The 16,709-nt window shown below is 68.4% G+C and carries 13 protein-coding genes and 1 pseudogene; 9 read left to right on the forward strand and 5 right to left on the reverse strand.

The window, feature by feature from the left end:
• Positions 1-176: 176 nt before the first annotated feature.
• Entirely contained in the window at positions 177-2,369 is a 2,193-nt protein-coding gene (locus tag Q2K19_RS28995; protein ID WP_302765296.1) for an autotransporter serine protease, read from the reverse strand.
• A 221-nt stretch (positions 2,370-2,590) separates the two neighbouring features.
• Here Q2K19_RS28995 and Q2K19_RS29000 point away from each other — a divergent pair, with 221 nt between their 5' ends.
• The gene (locus tag Q2K19_RS29000; RefSeq protein WP_302765297.1) at positions 2,591-3,004 is read left to right on the forward strand and encodes a contact-dependent growth inhibition system immunity protein; all 414 of its coding nucleotides are present in this window, start codon (positions 2,591-2,593) and stop codon (positions 3,002-3,004) included.
• A 187-nt stretch (positions 3,005-3,191) separates the two neighbouring features.
• Here Q2K19_RS29000 and Q2K19_RS29005 read toward each other — a convergent pair whose 3' ends face one another.
• Entirely contained in the window at positions 3,192-3,890 is a 699-nt protein-coding gene (locus tag Q2K19_RS29005) for a hypothetical protein (protein ID WP_302765298.1), read from the reverse strand.
• Positions 3,891-4,101: 211 nt separating this feature from the next.
• Between Q2K19_RS29005 and Q2K19_RS29010 the strand changes: the two genes are divergently transcribed.
• Both Q2K19_RS29010 and Q2K19_RS29015 read left to right on the forward strand, forming a co-directional pair.
• The gene (locus Q2K19_RS29010; RefSeq protein WP_302765299.1) at positions 4,102-5,133 is read left to right on the forward strand and encodes a HEAT repeat domain-containing protein; all 1,032 of its coding nucleotides are present in this window, start codon (positions 4,102-4,104) and stop codon (positions 5,131-5,133) included.
• A gap of 319 nt (positions 5,134-5,452) precedes the next feature.
• On the forward strand, positions 5,453-5,950 hold the full coding sequence (locus Q2K19_RS29015) for a YcxB family protein (protein WP_302765300.1): 498 nt from the start codon (positions 5,453-5,455) through the stop codon (positions 5,948-5,950).
• Between the two features lie 130 nt (positions 5,951-6,080).
• Here Q2K19_RS29015 and Q2K19_RS29020 read toward each other — a convergent pair whose 3' ends face one another.
• Both Q2K19_RS29020 and Q2K19_RS29025 read right to left on the reverse strand, forming a co-directional pair.
• A complete protein-coding gene (locus Q2K19_RS29020; protein WP_302765301.1) occupies positions 6,081-6,656 on the reverse strand; it encodes a DinB family protein in 576 nt (191 codons plus the stop codon).
• Between the two features lie 202 nt (positions 6,657-6,858).
• Positions 6,859-7,272, reverse strand: a complete 414-nt coding sequence (locus Q2K19_RS29025; protein WP_302765302.1) for a DUF6287 domain-containing protein — start codon at positions 7,270-7,272, stop codon at positions 6,859-6,861.
• Between the two features lie 324 nt (positions 7,273-7,596).
• On the opposite strand from Q2K19_RS29025, the gene Q2K19_RS29030 reads away from it, so the two are divergent.
• The 3 genes from Q2K19_RS29030 (at position 7,597) to Q2K19_RS29040 (ending at position 11,117) form a co-directional block, all read left to right on the forward strand.
• A complete protein-coding gene (locus Q2K19_RS29030; protein WP_302772821.1) occupies positions 7,597-9,561 on the forward strand; it encodes a multicopper oxidase family protein in 1,965 nt (654 codons plus the stop codon).
• A 256-nt stretch (positions 9,562-9,817) separates the two neighbouring features.
• Positions 9,818-10,189 (forward strand): ArsR/SmtB family transcription factor, encoded by a 372-nt coding sequence (locus Q2K19_RS29035; RefSeq protein ID WP_302765303.1) that lies wholly within the window; start codon positions 9,818-9,820, stop codon positions 10,187-10,189.
• A 349-nt stretch (positions 10,190-10,538) separates the two neighbouring features.
• Entirely contained in the window at positions 10,539-11,117 is a 579-nt protein-coding gene (locus tag Q2K19_RS29040; RefSeq protein ID WP_302765304.1) for an alpha/beta fold hydrolase, read from the forward strand.
• Positions 11,118-11,241: 124 nt separating this feature from the next.
• On the opposite strand, the gene Q2K19_RS29045 is transcribed toward Q2K19_RS29040, so the two are convergent.
• On the reverse strand, positions 11,242-13,470 hold the full coding sequence (locus tag Q2K19_RS29045; RefSeq protein WP_302765305.1) for a discoidin domain-containing protein: 2,229 nt from the start codon (positions 13,468-13,470) through the stop codon (positions 11,242-11,244).
• A gap of 690 nt (positions 13,471-14,160) precedes the next feature.
• Between Q2K19_RS29045 and Q2K19_RS29050 the strand changes: the two genes are divergently transcribed.
• The 3 genes and pseudogenes from Q2K19_RS29050 to Q2K19_RS29060 all read left to right on the forward strand — a co-directional run bounded on the left by Q2K19_RS29050 (position 14,161) and on the right by Q2K19_RS29060 (position 16,554).
• Entirely contained in the window at positions 14,161-15,192 is a 1,032-nt protein-coding gene (locus tag Q2K19_RS29050; RefSeq protein ID WP_302765306.1) for a glycoside hydrolase family 3 N-terminal domain-containing protein, read from the forward strand.
• A 227-nt stretch (positions 15,193-15,419) separates the two neighbouring features.
• Positions 15,420-15,542 (forward strand): annotated as a pseudogene (locus Q2K19_RS29055) (PhzF family phenazine biosynthesis protein); the annotation flags it as partial.
• A 166-nt stretch (positions 15,543-15,708) separates the two neighbouring features.
• Complete coding sequence (locus Q2K19_RS29060; RefSeq protein ID WP_446839748.1) at positions 15,709-16,554, forward strand: alpha/beta fold hydrolase; 846 nt, start codon at positions 15,709-15,711, stop codon at positions 16,552-16,554.
• The last annotated feature ends 155 nt before the right edge of the window (positions 16,555-16,709 follow it).

Here is a 16,709-nt window from a genome sequence, read left to right on the forward strand (position 1 = left end):
GATGGTCCCGCTGGGCGGCGTCATGGGTCAGGAAGATCGCCCTGCCGCAGGCAGCGACGGCGTCGTCAGCCCGTCCGAGCCGGACGAGCAGGTGGGCGCGTGCCGCCGAACAGCTGGGCCGCGACGCCGATCGCGGCGTCGCGGCCCATCCGCTCACCTTCCGAGCCCTTGCGGGATTAGTCCGCGTGCGGCAGTGCGCGCAGGACCGTCAGGGTCATGCTGTTGTTCTTGTAGGACGCCCGGAACAGGTAACCGCCCGCGCTCAGGACCCGGTTCTCGGGCAGCGCGTGGAAGCTGCCGTTGATCGAGCCGCCACTCATGACCGTCAGCACGGTTCCCGGGGTCAGCGATCCGCGTACGTCCAGGTCCAGCTCGCCGGCGAGCGTCAGCTCACCCGCGGCGCGGACGCTGGTGTAGTCGTCGTCGCCCGAGATGGTCACGGCGAGGCGACCCTGCTGGCCGATGTTCACGTTCCCGCCGACGCTCAGCGCGTTGCCGGCGGTGACAGGCACATCGGTGATCTGCGCCGCCTCCTCCGACGTCAGGCCGGGCTGGAGCACGCCATCGGTGACGTTGATGTTCCCCGCCACGCTGCCGTTGCCGCCGAGCGTCCCGCCGCGTACGTCGATCGCGCTGGCGTGCGAGCCGATGATCGACAGCTTGCCTGCCTCGACGCTGCTCGTGCCGTGCCAGGTGTTGTTGCCGGTCAGGAACAGGATGCCGTCGCCCTGCTTGGTGAGGCTGCCCTCGTAGACGCGGGCGTTGCGGGCCTGCTCGCGGCGCATCCCGATGGCGTAGTCGGACTTGTCGACGTCGCTCGCGTCGGCGGGCAGGCCGTTCGCCCACCCCTTGGCGGCCTTGGTGGCCTCCCAGGTGGCCGCCTCGGCGGCGTCCTCCTGCTGGCGTGCCCGGATCGCGACGTCGGAGATGTCGTTCGACCAGACGTCATTCTGTCCCTGCAGGTCGGCCACGAACGGCCCCAGGAACTGGCCCGGGCCCTTCATGGCCTCGCGCAGGCTGACCGTGTGCCAGCCGTTGCGGCTGTCGGGCACCTGCACGATCTGCCCGCGGGTGGGGTTCAGCACGGCGGTGCCCGCCGCGTCGCTGACCGTGTTGTTCTGCCGGCCGGTGGTGAACATCGTGTAGAGCGCCTGCTCGTTGGTCATGTACGGGAAACGCTGCATGATCAACGCCAGCGCGGCAGCCGAGTGCGGCCCGGCCATCGACGTTCCCGACGAGCTTCCGTACCGGGGCTCGGGCACACCGTTGACGACCGACACGGTCGTGCTGTTGATGCCGTTGCTCGGCGCCGTCACGCACGACCACTTCGCCACACCGCACTGGTTGAAGGTCTGCTGGCCGGGGACCAGGACAGACCCGTCGGCGTGGAACGTGCGCCCCACCGTGGGGTTGATTCCCGACGTCGTGTACCAGCGGCCCTCCAGCTCCGGCATGAAGTACGGCGCGGCACCGCGCGGCGACGGGTTCACGTAGCCGCTGTTGCCGGCGGTGAACTGGATGACCGTGCCGGTACGGGCGGCTTCGATGGCACCGTTGAGCCAGCGGATGGTCTGGCCGTTCGCATCGACGACCCCGTCCGGGGTGGACCAGAGGCGCCACGCCGTGTTCAGACCGAAGCCCGCGGGGCTGCCGGGCGGCGCGTCGTACGTGTTGTAGTTCTCCGTGTTGGGCTGACTGCCCCAGCTGCTGGTGATGATCCGGATGGGCTTGCCGTTCGCCGTCTGGGCGGAATTCACGGCCCGGTAGACGTTGGCGATGTAGGCGTTGTCAGGCCGCTGCGCCGCGGTCGCGGTCGCTGGCAGGAGACCGTAGAGCACGCCGTCTGTCTTGCCGGTGTTGCCCATGTACACGTTGCTGTTGAACGCGACCCCGTGCATGTTGGCGGCGGGTCCGCCCGGCTGCGTCTCACCAACCCCGTCGCGGCTCGCACCGATGGTCCCGCTGACATGGGTGCCGTGGCTGTCGTTGAACGCCGGGTTGTAGAACCCTGGCGTGGGGCCCGTGTTGCCGCCCTGCGCTTCCACCGAGAAGTAGCGGTCCCCGACTGCGTAGTTCGTGTCCAGGCTGCCGTGCTCCCGCAGGTGCCCGGCGAAGACGCCCGAGTCGACGACGCCGATGTCCATCCCGGTGCCGGAGTAGCCGGCGGCGTAGGCGAACTCCGCTCCCATCGACACCAGACCGGCATCCCGGTTGAACTCAGGGGTACGCCAGCTCGCCGGCTCACCGAACCGGCCGGGGTCCCCCTCATAGGACGTGATCGGCGGCGCGGACGGCTCCGCCCTCGCCGGCTGTGCGACCGCGCCGAGCACCACTATCGGTGCCAGCGCCGCGATCAGTCCCGTTCTCATACGTCTGCTGGTTGGCATTTGCAGCCCCCTCGAAGATCGGTGGGCGGAATTTATCCCGGCGTCCAGATGGGATCAAGACGGCGACGGACACGATTCCACCTACCTCCGAAGTGACCGTTGCCGCTGGTGGGGAGGTGCGCCAGGGAAAAGCGTTGCCGACGTGGAAGTCCAGTCAGCCTCACGGGCGATCCAGGATCGCGGCGCGGACTACGCTGACCGCCGTGACGACAATTGAGCAGCTTGAGCGGGACGTTTGGCCGGATCCCAGCCCGGACGCCACCTCTCTGGTCAGGCGTTGCACCGAGCTGCGACGTAAGCCGTTGGATGAGTTCACGGTCGAAGATCTGCGCATCATGCTCGGGCAAGAGGTTGGCATACCTGCTTTGCTGCCGCGTGCGGTACGAATCCTGCTCCGCGACCCGCTGGTGGAGGCCGACTATTACCCGGGTGACCTGCTCGCCAACGTGCTGCGGCTACCCGACTCCGCGTGGTCGGGTTTACCAGCGGAACGGAAGCGGCTGGCATCTGTTCTAGCTGAGCTCGTTGCCGCTCCCCCGTTCTCTGACCCTGACCTTGGACCTCACGACCCGAACCGAGTGCTTCGTGACGCCACCGTGCGGTTTCTGAGGCAATGAGAGCCAACTCCTGGAACAGTCCTACCGGACGAGCCTCAATGGCGGTCGTCAAGCTCCAGGGGACGTAGTGGCCTGGGTGTTAGAAGAAGATCAGGGGTGGGCCGTCGCGGTGAGCCGTTAGGGATGCCGCAGAGGGGGTTGGGCCCCGCACCCGACCGTCGAGGTGCGAGCGGCAGGAGAACCGAGGTCAGGTAGTCGTCCGACCTGGCTGCATGACCTCGCCGGTGTCGAAGGCACGGGGACTGGTGCCGTGACCGGTGCTGTTCCCCGCCGCGCGCCGCCGCAGCGACTGTCGCCCGCTCAGATGACCGAGGGCCAGGGCGCAAAAAATCAGGATCGTCACGGCAATCGTCCGCGGAGCCATCTCTGCGAGGTCGCGGGGTGGCGTGCTGCCATAGTTGCGAGAAAATGCGACAGCTGTGGGATGCAGCGCGAATGAAACCAAGGCCGGAATCACAGATATCATTCCGAGCCATCGGAAGGGCCTCCTGACGGTCAACCACGTTGCGGACAGACGTCCCACTCCGGATATGAGAATCAGGCTGAGGGGCAAACTCACGGTCGTGGCCAGCCGGAGGCCGATAGCCATGGCGTGATCAGGAGAACCACCGGGCGGAGTCACCGGCACGAAACCGCCGACGAGCCCCGCGACCAGCGACATGCTCGCCTGGGTCAGGACGGCCAGCGCCAGCACTCGACCCGCCAGCTTCGGACGACGTACGAGCTCCGGTGCCTGCGCCTCGCCGTTGCGCGCGGCGCGCCACACCAGCAGTACAGCAACCAAGGCCGCCGTCGTAGGCGCCCAGAACGCCGCTTCGTTGTCGGATACGCCGACCTGATTCAGGACAAGATAGGTAATCAGTAGGATCAACAAGGCTCGCCACACGGTCGCAGTATCTTGTGGGCACGCAGACACCACAAGGCGGAGCCGACCCGCGCCAAGGGCTCAAAGATCGCGCTTAACGACCGCAGGAGCGCACACCAGCCGGCGCTGCGGAAGGTGCTCCTGACCCGCAAGGAGGGTCGTTGCGGCCGAGGCCATCAAGCGGGCGAATGTCGAGTGCCTCACGGCGGCCAGCCGTGGCACGATCCCGCCCGTGGACTCACCCGAGGTTGCAGCGCTGTTCGACCAGGCTGTGGAGAGGTCGCGGGTGGGTATCGCCTCCGACGACTACGAGGACATGTGGGAACTGCTGCACCGAGCAGCCAAGGCCGGCCGGTTCGCTGCAAGCCTGGCCATCACGCAGATGACCTCTCTTGACGTAGCGGTGCGGTCGACCGCGTGCGATCTGCTTGGCGTCGCCAGCCAGACGCACGAGGAGATCCGCGAGGACGCGGCGGCGGCGCTGCTCTCGTTGGCCGCGAACGAGGCCGACGACGAGGTGAGGTGGTCCATCGCGCGGGCGCTCGGCGCCACCGATGATGCCCGTGCGACGCCGGTGCTGGTCAGCCTTGCCGGGAGTCCCGACCCCGAGATTCGGCTCGAAGTGGCGATGTCGCTGCCGGCCGTGCTGGTCGACGACGCAGATCAGGCCGGCGTGACGGCGCTGGTCGATCTGTGCGGTGACCTTGACCCGCAGGTGCGCAACTGGGCCGCGTTCGGTCTGGGCTGGCAGAGCACCGCCGACGGACGGATGGTCCGGCAGGCGCTGTGGGAGCGCACCAGTGACAGCTACGGTGAGGCCCGCGAGGAGGGTATCCGGGGGTTGGCTCGGCGGCGGGATCAGCGGGCACTGCCGCTGGTGGCTGATCTGCTTGCCCAGCAGAGCGTCCACCCCTTCACCTTCGAGGCTGCCGGCTTTCTGGGCCACCCGTCGTTGGTGCCGCTGCTCGAGAGCTTCGATCCCACCAGCCACGGCGTGGCCGCAGCACTACGGGAGTGCGATCCCCTACGCCGCGCCCGCCGCGACGCCTCCGCCATGATGCTGTTCGATACCCTGCACGCCCGCCTGCCCGACGTCGAAATGGCGATATTCGCCGAACGTTTCGAGCTTGGCCTGGAACTCGAGGTCACCGGCGGGACCGACGGCAACCGGACGGCGCGGTGGTCGGTGGAGGCCCTGCTTGCGCGCGCCGGAGGCGATCCGCAGCTGGCCGCGCAGTTGGCTGCAGACGACCTGATGTCATGAAACGTCGGTGCCCCCGGGCCAGGCCGAGCTGCCGGCATGGCACCTCGCCACCAAGGATCCGGCGTTATCGCGCCGAGTGATGTCCGGGACGTAGGTGGGTCAGGTCTCCGCCAGCCCGCGATGCAGGTACACCCCGAGGCAGTCGCGAAAGGCGATCACCGGGCGCTAGCTCCAGGGAACAGTGTCCGACACCTGTGGCCGGGCTAAAGGGCTTGGCTTGGCTCTACGGATGGCTGTACGGCGCTGTCATGTGTCAAGATCTCGGCGCGCGTCGTCGTACGCTCCGGCTGATACCGGGGCCAGCCGTAAGGGAGCGCCCATGGAGATCCGGGTCAACAAGCCGTTCGATCCCGCCCGGCTACTCGCTGACCTACGGATCATCTACGGCGACACTCTGCACGCCACACGATCCTTCGCCGTAGCCGCTGTGGCCGTCGGTGCTGGCGGCGCAATCCTGCTCCTGGCCCTCTCCGGCATGAGTGGTCTCGTGGTTGTCCTACTGGCGCTGGCGGTCTACGGCGTCTACCTCGGCTTCGGCAATTCGCGATCTCTACAGCGGGCGGTGTCCGACCTCCCCGAGATCTGCCAGCACGAAGCGCTGCTCATCGTGACCGAGGACCGGATCATCCAGGAGCAGCCGTCGATCCGTAGCGAGATCCTGTGGACAGCCATCACCCGGGTCGTCGAAACCGACGCTGGCTGGCTCCTGTTCTACGGCCCCCGCCAGGCGATCTCGCTACCCAGAGAGGGTATGGACCACGAACAGGAGCTACAGTTCCGGGCCCACCTCACTGCGCCTGCATCGGTGGCAGCCTGAGAGATGCGACGTCAGACTGTCGCGGTCGACCACCGTTGCCGGGCGGCGGTTACCACATCGGGGTGGCCTGGGCTGAGCGCCGCGGCGTGCAGCGCCCAGGCGAGCCGTCCACCGGCCTCCGACAGAAAACCTAGTTGCTGCGTTTGCTGGCGTCGAGGGCAGCCTGCTCCACTCGCTGACGGTAGTCCAGCCACCATGGCGCGTCGGCGGGGGGCAGGTTGTCGTTCCTGGGCAGCAGCCCGGCCGCGCCGTCGATGAGTTCCCGCACGATGTCAGCGTGGCCGGCGTGCCGTTGCGTTTCCGCGATGACGTGGACCAGGACGTGGTGCAACGTGACCGCTGCATCGCCCCACCATGGCACTCGGCCGACATCATTCAGCGCAAGGGCTTCGATGGTGGCGTCGGCGTGGGCGCTCGCGCGACGGTACAAGTCGACGATCTCTTCGCGCGTCTCATCCGCGGTCGCCCACATGTCGGCATTGGTCTCCGCCCCGTCGCCGACGTACGGCAGCTCCTGCTCGAACGGCCGGCCGAACACGACGCCGAAGTAGAGGATCTCGCAGACCGCTGAGTGTTTCACCAGACCGAGCAAGTTGGTGGCGGTCCGGGTCAGCGGGCGCCGAATATCGTATTCGCTGAGCCCGTCGAGCTTCCACAGCAGCGCGTCGCGGCCGCCCTTCAAGTAACTGTGCAGGTCTGCCTTCATGGTGCCACGATGGCATCTGGTTGGGTGTCGGCGCTGCCCCGGATGACCCAGGCGATGAGTGGCATACCTGGGTGGCCGGCGTCAAGCGAGGCCTGACGCCCCGCGCCGCGACGAAGCCCGGGGTGGGGATGCGGCGTGAACGGCCGACGCCGCCAGGCTGTCAGCGTTGCGGTTGATGCCCGGACCAGGCCGGCTGAGCCGCTCACTTCCGCCGAAACGTGCAGCGCTCGTTGCTGTCGGGATCGCCGATGAAGAAGAACATCTCGTCGTCATCGGCGAGCCAGTCGTCCCAGGCAAAGTTCTCGGGCGGCCCGAAGCGTAGGTTCACCGTCTGGTAGGGCGAGAGCGCTTCCGGCGCTTCCAACTCCCAGGTTCCCTGCCCGCTGTCCGGTTCGAAATCGAGTGGCTCATCTTTAGTTGCACAGGCGCGGAGAGCTGCGGCGGTGAAGGTGCCGTCGGAGTTGACTTCTAATGTCGCTCCTTGATCATTGACCCAGGTGCCGGCAAGTTCTTCCTGCGTGAGGTGGGGTGAGGGGCCGACTGGTCCGCACCCCCACGCGCAGCCACCAACAAGCAGCAAGCTGACCAGCAAAGTCCAAGTTCGGCGTACCGACACTCCGGCAAGGTACAGGAGGGATGCCGGCCGGCCAGCTCCAGCGTCTCGCCGAATCCGCCGAACGCGTGTGTCGACCCGACGCACAGCACCAAGTCGTAATCGCCGTCCGGCACGTACGTCCGGGCGTCGCGCTCGTGCAGGGTGAGCCGGTCGGCGAGGCCGCGTGCGGCGGCGGCGCTGCCGGCGCGTTTGAGGCGTACGGGCGGACGTCTACGCCGACCGCGTCTGCGCTCTTGGAGCCGGCAACGAGGGTGACCTGGCCGGTATGGTCCCGGTGCCGGCAGTCGCGGCCCGCAGACCAGACGGACGTTGAGTGAGGTGACGATGTTCCTGTGGGTGCATTACGTCGATATGGTGATCGCGTTGCTGGCCGTGCCCATCGCCGTCGCCGCGGGCTGGGTCGTGATGCGTCTCCCGGCCTCGACAGGCTCAGGGCCTTCGCGGCTGCGGCGTCTGCTGTTCGGGCTGTTGCTCGCCGGCGCTGCGCTGCGGGTGGTTGCTGCTCTGCTTCTGCTGCGAAACGGGTGGGACTTCGCCGGGCCGAGGTTGGTGTTCGTCGCCCCGGCGCTGGTGCTCGTCGCGACGGTTCATCGGGTGTGGGTGCGCCCGATGCTGCGATCGCCAGGTGGTGAGTCGCGGATAGCCGCCTGGCCCGGCGCCTACTGGGCGGCGACGGCCGCAGTTGGTGTGGTGCTGGTGGCCAGCGCTGCCCAGCTGGCCGGTATGCGTGCCGCCGCAATGACCGGAGCGGTGGTGGTCGGCGCCGCTGCGATGGGATCGGTGTGGCGACGGACCGGACGAAGCCGGGGGTCAGCCGGCCGGTGGTGGCGTACGGCGGCGAAGGGAGCCCTCGGCGTCGCGGTGGCCGCTGCGGTGCTCGTGGGATGGTCCACCGCCAGCCAGTTGCCGGCGCGCAGCAGCATGATCGGCGGCCCCGTTGACACCGGCGGCGGCGGCATGACCGACCATAGCCGGCACGGTGGTGTCAGTGTGACCACGTTGACCGGCACCGATACCGGGGGCGCACCGGTACGTCGGTTCACCTTGACGGCGGAGCCCGCCGCGGTCGAGCTGGACTCGGGCCAGCAGGTGCAGGCGTGGACGTTCAATGGCGTCACTCCTGGCCCCGAGCTGCGGGTCCGGCAAGGGGATCTGGTGGAGGTGACGCTCGTCAACCGGCTGCCCGGCGTGGGAGTGACGCTGCACTGGCACGGCGTGGACGTGCCCAACGCCATGGACGGCGTCGCGGGGGTGACCCAGGACGCGGTGGCGCCGGGAGGCCGGTTCGTGTACCGCTTCCGGGCCACGCAGGTCGGCACGTACTGGTACCACTCACATGAGATGTCCTCGATCCAGGTGCGTCGGGGCCTGTTCGGGGCGTTCGTGGTCCTGCCCGCCGAGGCACCAGAGCAGGGCGCTGCCGTTGACGAGACGGTACTGCGGCACACCTGGGTGGACGAGGACGGCGTCGCGACGCTCGGGGTGACCACCGGCGTGCAGCGGAGACAGGTACCGGCCGGCCGGCCGGTACGGTTACGGCTGGTCAACACCGACGGCAACCCCGCCACCTTCACTGTCACCGGCGTCCCGGTACGGGTCGTCGCGATCGACGGCACCGGGGTACATGAACCGAACATTCTCAACGGGGTGCGGATCCTGGTCGGCGGCGGAGCCCGTTACGACCTCGCGTTCACCATGCCCGACCAGCCGGTGGTCCTACACGCGGACGGCCCGACAATCGTCTACAGCCCCGACGGGAACGCCGGCCCGGGCGGTGAGGGGCCGGCGCCGGCGTTACTGAACCCCGCCCGCTACGGCACCCCCGCAACCACCCCGTTCGGGACGGCCAGCCACGTCGACCGGCGCTTCACGCTACGCGTCGACGAGCGGCTCGGCTTCTACGACGGCCGCCCAGCAGTGCTGTACACGCTCAACAACCGATCGTTCCCGGACGTGCCGATGCTCATGGTCTCCCCCGGTGACCTGGTCGAGGTCACCTACGTCAACCGCAGCGGCCAACACCATCCGATGCACCTGCACGGCCATCACATGCTGGTCCTCAACCGAAACGGCCGGGCCACAACCGGGAGCCCCTGGTGGGTCGACACCCTCGACGTCGGGCCTGGGGAGACCTACCGGGTAGCGTTCCGGGCGGACAACCCCGGGATCTGGATGGATCACTGCCACAACCTCGAACACGCCGCGAATGGGATGATCTTGCACCTGGGCTACGCCGGAGTCACCAGCCCCTTCCACACCGGGGCCGGCACCGCCAACCACCCGGAATAGCCCTGAGGGGGCGACCACCTGCCCGACGGCGAAGGCGTGGCGGACGGCGGGGCGCATCCCCTCGCGGATACCGAACCGAGCCCCACCGCCTGACGCACCAGTGTTGTCCGTCCGCCGGTCACTCGTCGGGCAGGGGCCAACACTCGCTCATCCGGCCGCTGACCCGGCCCGGGACAGGCCAACGGGGCTCCCTGCCCGCAACCTGACGGTGACCGGGTCCTGATTCCACCGACCTATCGATGGTGTTGGTGCAACGATGGAAGGCGTGGGAACTGTGAAATCTGATTCGCCTGCCGTCTCGCCGCTCGCTGGCGAGCCGATCAAACGTGCCGATGCCGAGCGGCTCGCGGGAGTGCTGAAGGCGTTCGCCGACCCGGCCCGGCTGCGACTGCTCAGTCTGATCCAGTCCGCTCCGGAGGGCGAGGCGTCCGTGAGTGACCTCACCGCGCCGCTTGGTCTCTCCCAGCCGACCGTCAGTCATCACCTTCGGATCCTCACCGAGGCCGGCCTGCTCGAGCGCGAGAAGCGGGGCGTCTGGGCGTACTACCGCCTGGTGCCGTCCGCGATCGCGACGATCGCCGACCTGTTGACTCCGCCGCGCAAGCGGGCGACGAAGAAGGCCCGCTGAGCGCACCCTCGAAGGCCGACCCCGGGTCCTGTTCCCGCCGCCTTACGGGCCCGACATTCACACGATGATCGGCGGCGGCAAGTAGTTGCCCGTCACGGGCGGGGCTCGGGTCGCGTGACAAGGTCATCAACCGAACCGCCAGCGGGCCGCCTCGAGGTAATCGTCGTGGGCTTCTTCCGACTGCCGCATGCTCGGATAACGATCACCGCGGTACCTTCGCTGCAGCAGTGTGACCCTGTGTGCACAGGTCGGACGCGCCTGAAACGGGTCCGGTAGGCAACCCGGGCCGAGCGCGGGTAGGCGGCGGGTGTCGAACCGGATCGTCACGAGGGCGCGAAGGAGGATCGTCATGGCAGCGACCCGGCAGATCCTGTTCATCCAGGGCGGCGGCGCGGGCGCGCACGACGAATGGGACGACAAGCTGTTCGACAGCCTGAGGCGGGAACTCGGGGACGGGTACGAGGTCCGCTACCCGCGCATGCCCGACGAGGACGACCCGAGCTACGCCAGGTGGAGCGCGGCCATCCGGCGTGAGATGAAGGCCTTGGACGACGGCGCGGTCGTCGCCGGCCATTCGGTGGGCGGGACGATCCTCATCAACGCGCTCGCCGAGCGACCACCGGAGCCGGAGCTCAGGGCGATCGTGCTGATCGCCGCTCCGTTCGTCGGCGCGGGCGGCTGGCCCGGCGACGAGTTCGAGCTGCCGCATGACCTCGGCGCGAGGCTGCCACAAGGTGTGCCGGTGCACGTGTTCCATGGACTCGAGGACGAGACCGCTCCACCGTCGCATGCTGACCTGTACGCCCGCGCCATCCCGCAGGCACAGCTGCACCGGCTGCCCGGGCGCGATCACCAGCTGGACAACGACCTGAGCGAGGTGGCGAAGACGATTGGTCCTGACTGCCTCGGACCCGTCACCCAGGCATAGCGAAGAGCCCGGGAGCCCTTCTGATCGACAGCCAGGGCTTCGGCGCTCGGGTTTCTTCACCGGCGAGAGACGGCCGTGACGCTGTGCCGGCCAGGGGATGCTCCGGCCGGCACAGCGCCACCGATCAGCCTTGGCGCGTCGTAAATATCGCGGCGGCGCCGGCCGGCAGGCGGTAGGCGTAGGTCGTGTCTCCCCACGGCACATCGAACGCGGCGACCGAGCGGCCCGAGTTGTACACGACGAGAAGCTGTGTGCCGTCGGGCAGCACGGCCGTCTTGCGCTGCACGTCGATGTCCGAGCCTGCCGCCACGCTCGTCAGACCGGCGGGCCCGAGCACGTTCAGCTCGTGGATCGACCACCAGTTGCCGGCATCGCCCTGGTTCACCACCCGGATGTAGCGGCCGGTGACCTGCGGAATGAGAATCTTGGCCACCGGGCTGCCCGGTCCGGTCGCGATCGGCTGGCCCCAGTTCGTGCCGTCGTTGGACACAAAGAGCTCGTACCCCCGCGGGGAGTCGCCGCTGCTTCCGGTCGTGTCCAGAACGACCTGGTTGAACGTCTGCTGCGAGCCGAGGTCGACCTGGAACCAGTCACCGGACTCCATGCCGCGGCCGGTGCTCCACCGCGTGGCTGGGTCGCCGTCGATCGCACTGTCGGGTGGTTCGGTGGCATTGCTCGCCGACGCCGACACCGTCCACGCGTCGCGCGGCAACGGCACCGCGGACGTCGGCGGGGTGAGCGACGCGCCGGCGGGGAGCGTGTAGCCGAGCCACTGGTTGCCGACCCGCACCTGAGCCTGGTGCGCCAGCATTCCAGCGTCGTAGCTGATCAGCGCTCGGGTCCCGTCCGGGTTCTCGAGCGGAACGTCAACCGTGCCGATTGCGGCTGGGTCCACGGTGCCATGCTGGGTGCCGGTCCAGGTGAACGTGGCTGCCGCCCCGCCTGCGAGGCGGTAGGCGAACCACTTGTTGCCCCACTGCACCTGGAACGTCTTTGGTCTGTTCGCGGAGTTGAACGCGATGAGCGCCGTGGAGCCATCGCGGTTGACGAAGGCGACGTCTTGCACGTCACCGGCGCCAAGTGAGTTGGACGCCACCCGGCGAGCGCCCGGGCGTACGAACTTGCTGGCGTGACCGAGCGCCCAGTAGTCGACGGTCTTGGTGTACGACCAGTGGCCGGCTGCGTCCTGCGCGACCGTCACCACGCCGCGGCAGGTCAGGCAGCCACCGTTGGTCGGTCCGTTGTTCTGGTCCAGCGCCATGTTCCAGCGGATGACACCCTTTGCCCAGTCACGGGTGCTGTTGATGACCAGGCCCAGCGCCGCGGCGAAGCCGGCCTGCTCGTCGCCCTCCCACGTGCCGCCCGAACACTCCGTGTGCCACGCCGGCTTGTTGGGGTAGTCGTTGTGCGACAAAGCCTGGGCCCGCACGTCACCGCCGTAGCAGTGCCACGCCGTGCCCGCCACGAACCCAGTCGCGGCCGGGTCGGCGTACATGGTCTCCGGGTAGCTGACGACATCCCAGTTGTGGTCGTAACCAAGGATCCCGGTATGCAGCTTGCGGTCGCGTAGTGCCGGACCGAGGTAGTTCTTGATCAGGTTGTTCTGCTGCTCGGCGCTGAGCGACATACCCGGATATCCGGAGGGCACGTAGAGCGGCTCGTTCTGCGGGGTGATGTAGCGGACCGGAATCCCCGCCTCCGCGTAGCCTTCGAGGAACTTCGTGAAGTAGTCGGCCAGCGGCTGGTAGGCGTCCGGCTTGAGCGTCCCGCCGATCATCGAGTCGCTGGTCTTCATCCAGCCCGGCGGGCTCCACGGCGACGCCATCACGGTCAGCGCCGGGTTGAGCTGACGGGCTTGCTTGAGCACCGGGATGATGTACGCCCGGTCGTGGTCGATGGAGAAATGGGCGAGCGTCGGATCGGCCTGGCCCGCTGGCATGTCGTCGTACGAGTAGTTTCCGTTCACCGCGAAGTCACTGGAGCCCATCGGCTGACGCAGGAAGCTCAAGCCGATGCCCTGGCGGCTGAACAGGTCGCGCATCACCGCGTCGCGCTGTGCGCTGTCGAGGCGGGTGCCGACGAGCCAGGCGGAGGAATCGGTGAACGACGCCCCGAAGCCGGTCATCTCCTGATACCGCCGCTGGCTGTCGACGGTGATTGTCGGTCCCTGCGGGGCCTGCCCGCCATGCCACGACACGTCGGACTGGCGCGACAGGTAGGTCTTGGTGCCGAGGTCAGTGAGAAATACCGAAACCCCCGCCGGCGCGCTTGCTGCGGCGGGCGCATCGGCCGGCCAAAGCACGAGTAGGGACAGTGCAGCGGCCAGCCCGACGCCGAGCCCTCTTCGTAACACCTCGTGATCCCTTCGTTGCCGGCCTCGGCGGCGCCCGAACGGAACGTTCCGGGCGCAGCGCGAGGATTCAGGACTTCATTCAAGTGTCGAATTATTTACACATTTAATTTATGGCACCGTCAAGGGCCCTGACTGAGCGCCGCGTGTCCGACGGCGAGCGCGACCCCGTCGGTGCAGGTCAGGGAGCCGGGTGGCGAAGGCTTAGCCGAATGGCCGCGTAAGGCGATGATGTGGGCGACTAGTCACCGACGTATCTCCCGCACATACTGCTGATAGAGCCGCCGCACGGGGTCCGGTGACACAGGCAGGCGCAGCGCTGGCGATCGCCGCCGGAGCGGATGCACCGTACGTCGTCGCCGGCGGATGAGATCGGAACGCCGCAGACCGGTCACCGTCGACTGATCGTCGGGTCCCGTCAGGCGCACCGGGATCGGTGCGGGCTACGCGGAGGTGGTCATGTACTCGGCGGCGAAGGTTCGCACCATTCTGGCGATCGGGGCTCTCGGCCTTGCGATGGTCGCCTGCCAGTCCTCGCACACCCCCACGCCCGGGCGGTCCGCCCCTGATGCGGCACGCTCAACCTGGTCCGCGCCCGGTGGGTCGGGTGGCGGACGGGTGGCATCGCCGTCCATATCGACCGCCCCGCGGCCTACGAAGGCCTCGCCCACGTCACCCGCGCCGGTACCGTCCGTGCCGGCGCCGACCAGGTCGGCCGGCCTGACCAGGTGGCAACTGGCCGGGCAGCGGATCATCTACTCCTACCCCGGGTTGACACCACCGGCGAGCCTGTTGAGGATCATCCGCGCCGGTGAGGCCGCCGGGGTGATCTTCTTCGGGGAGAACATCGCCAGCACCGCCCAGATCAGCTCGGTGATCGCCCAGTTGCGACGAGCCCAGGCGCAAAGCCCGGTACAGGTGCCGCTGCTGCTGATGGTCGACCAGGAGGGGGGCCTGATCCGGCGGCTGCCGGGGGCGCCCGCGCTGTCAGAGAAGCGGATCGGCCAGTCCGCCGATCCGGTGGCCGCGGCGGCCGCGGCGGGCACCGGAGCCGGCCGCACCCTCGCCGCAGTGGGCATGAACGTCAACCTCGCCCCGGTTCTCGACGTCTACTCCACTGCGGGCAACTTCATCGACCAGTACCAGCGCTCCTACAGCAGCGACCCCGGCACCGTCGCGACCCTGGGGCGGGCGTTCATCAGCGCCCAGCAGCGCACCGGCGTGGCCGCCACCGCCAAGCACTTCCCCGGACTGGGACGGGCGGCAACGGCCCAGAACACAGACACCCGGCCGATCACCCTGTCCCAGTCGCTGGCCACGTTGCGCGGCACCGACGAGCTCCCGTACTCGGCCGCCGTCGCCGTCGGCGTCGACCTCGTCATGGTGTCCTGGGCCATCTACCCGGCGCTGGACCCGAACCGCCCGGCCGGCCTGTCGCCGACAGTGGTCAGGCAGGAACTGCGCGGCCGCATCGGGTTCACCGGGGTGACCGTCACCGACGCCCTGGAAGCCGGTGCGCTGGCTCATTACGGCAGCACCGGCCAGCGCGCGGTCGCCGCCGCAACCGCCGGCATGGACCTCATCCTCTGCTCCGCCCGTGACGTCAGCCAGGGCGAAGCCGCCACCGCCGCCCTGGTCAACGCCCGGACCGGGGGCCAACTCGACGCCGCCGGCTTCACCGCCGCGGCGGATCGGATCGCCGACCTGCGGGCCCGTCTCCACTGACCGCCTATCGCGACCGCACCTGGACCCCCACGGTTGGCCGGGTCAGTCTGCCTAACCCGGCCTGCGGCACGAAGCGAGCGATCCGACAATGGGTACGGACGGTGCGAACCCCTCGCGCAGGCCGCGCCTGGTCGGCGGCAGATGCCAGGGGTACGGGGCTGCTCTTGCGGCCGCGAGGGGTGGAGTGGCACTCGGACTTGGTGAGCTTCCGCCCTAGGATCGTGATCATGGGGATCCTGCGGTACGCCGCGTTCAGTGCCGATCCGGCTGGCGGCAACCCGGCTGGTGTTGTGCTGGATGCCACCGGGCTCAGCGACACGGAGATGCAGCGGGTGGCGGCCGAGGTCGGATGACGCGGGTCGTGGAGTCCTTCCCGCGTTCGCCCGATCCGGCCCATGGTTTACGCACTGCCGTCTAACATCGGGTAAAGCCGACATCGCGGGCGCGACCTGCGGCACCCTCTCTCGCAACATTTCGGCGGTCCTACTGCCCGGCGGTCCGTCCGGCATGCCGACCATGACGAATCGGAAGGGCAGCGGCATGAGCTACATCACCGCTAAGGACGGCACCGAGATCTACTACAAGGACTGGGGTGCAGGCTCGGTTGTCACTTTCTCCCATGGCTGGCCGCTGAACGCCGACGCGTGGGACGGGCAGATGCTGTTCCTCGTGCAGAACGGTTTCCGGGTCGTCGCGCACGACCGCCGTGGTCACGGCCGGTCCAGCCAGGCCTCCGGCGGCAACGACATGGACGGCTACGCCGACGACCTCGCGGCGGTCATCGAGGCGCTCGACCTCACCGACGCCACGCTGATCGGGCACTCGACCGGCGGTGGTGAGGTCGCGCGCTACATCGGCCGCCACGGGACAGGTCGGGTCGCCAAAGCCGTTCTCATCTCCGCTGTGCCGCCGATCATGGTGCAGACGCCGGACAACCCCGAGGGTCTGCCGATCGCCGTCTTCGACGAGATGCGCGCCAACCTGATGAAGGACCGGTCGCAGTTCTACCAGGACCTGGCGCAGATGTTCTACGGCGCCAACCGGCAGGGGGCGACGGTCTCGAAGGGAATCCTCGACCAGTTCTGGCTGTGGAGCATGCAGGCCGGCCTGTGGAACGCGTACGAGAGCATCAAAGCCTTCTCCGAGACGGACTTCCGCGACGATCTCGCCAAGTTCGACATCCCCACCCTGGTGCTGCACGGCGAGGACGACCAGATCGTCCCGGTCAAGGACTCGGCGAGGAAGACCGCCCAGCTCATCGCGAACGCCAAGGACATCTACTACCCGGGCGCGCCGCACGGCATCACGTCCACTCTCCAGGACCAGGTCAACAAGGATCTGCTCGCGTTCCTGAGGAGTTGACCTCAGGCGACCTAGCCTTTGGGTTCCCGAGCTGGCCAGACCCGACCCCTGCCCCACCCCTGACCAGATCCCGCCCGGCGGGCTGATGGCGTGTGCTTACATGCGGGACATGCGGCGGGCGGCGGGGCGGCGGGGCGATGAGCCATGCCAGGCTG

The organism is Micromonospora sp. NBRC 110009, from assembly GCF_030518795.1.
Classification (GTDB): Bacteria; Actinomycetota; Actinomycetes; order Mycobacteriales; family Micromonosporaceae; genus Micromonospora.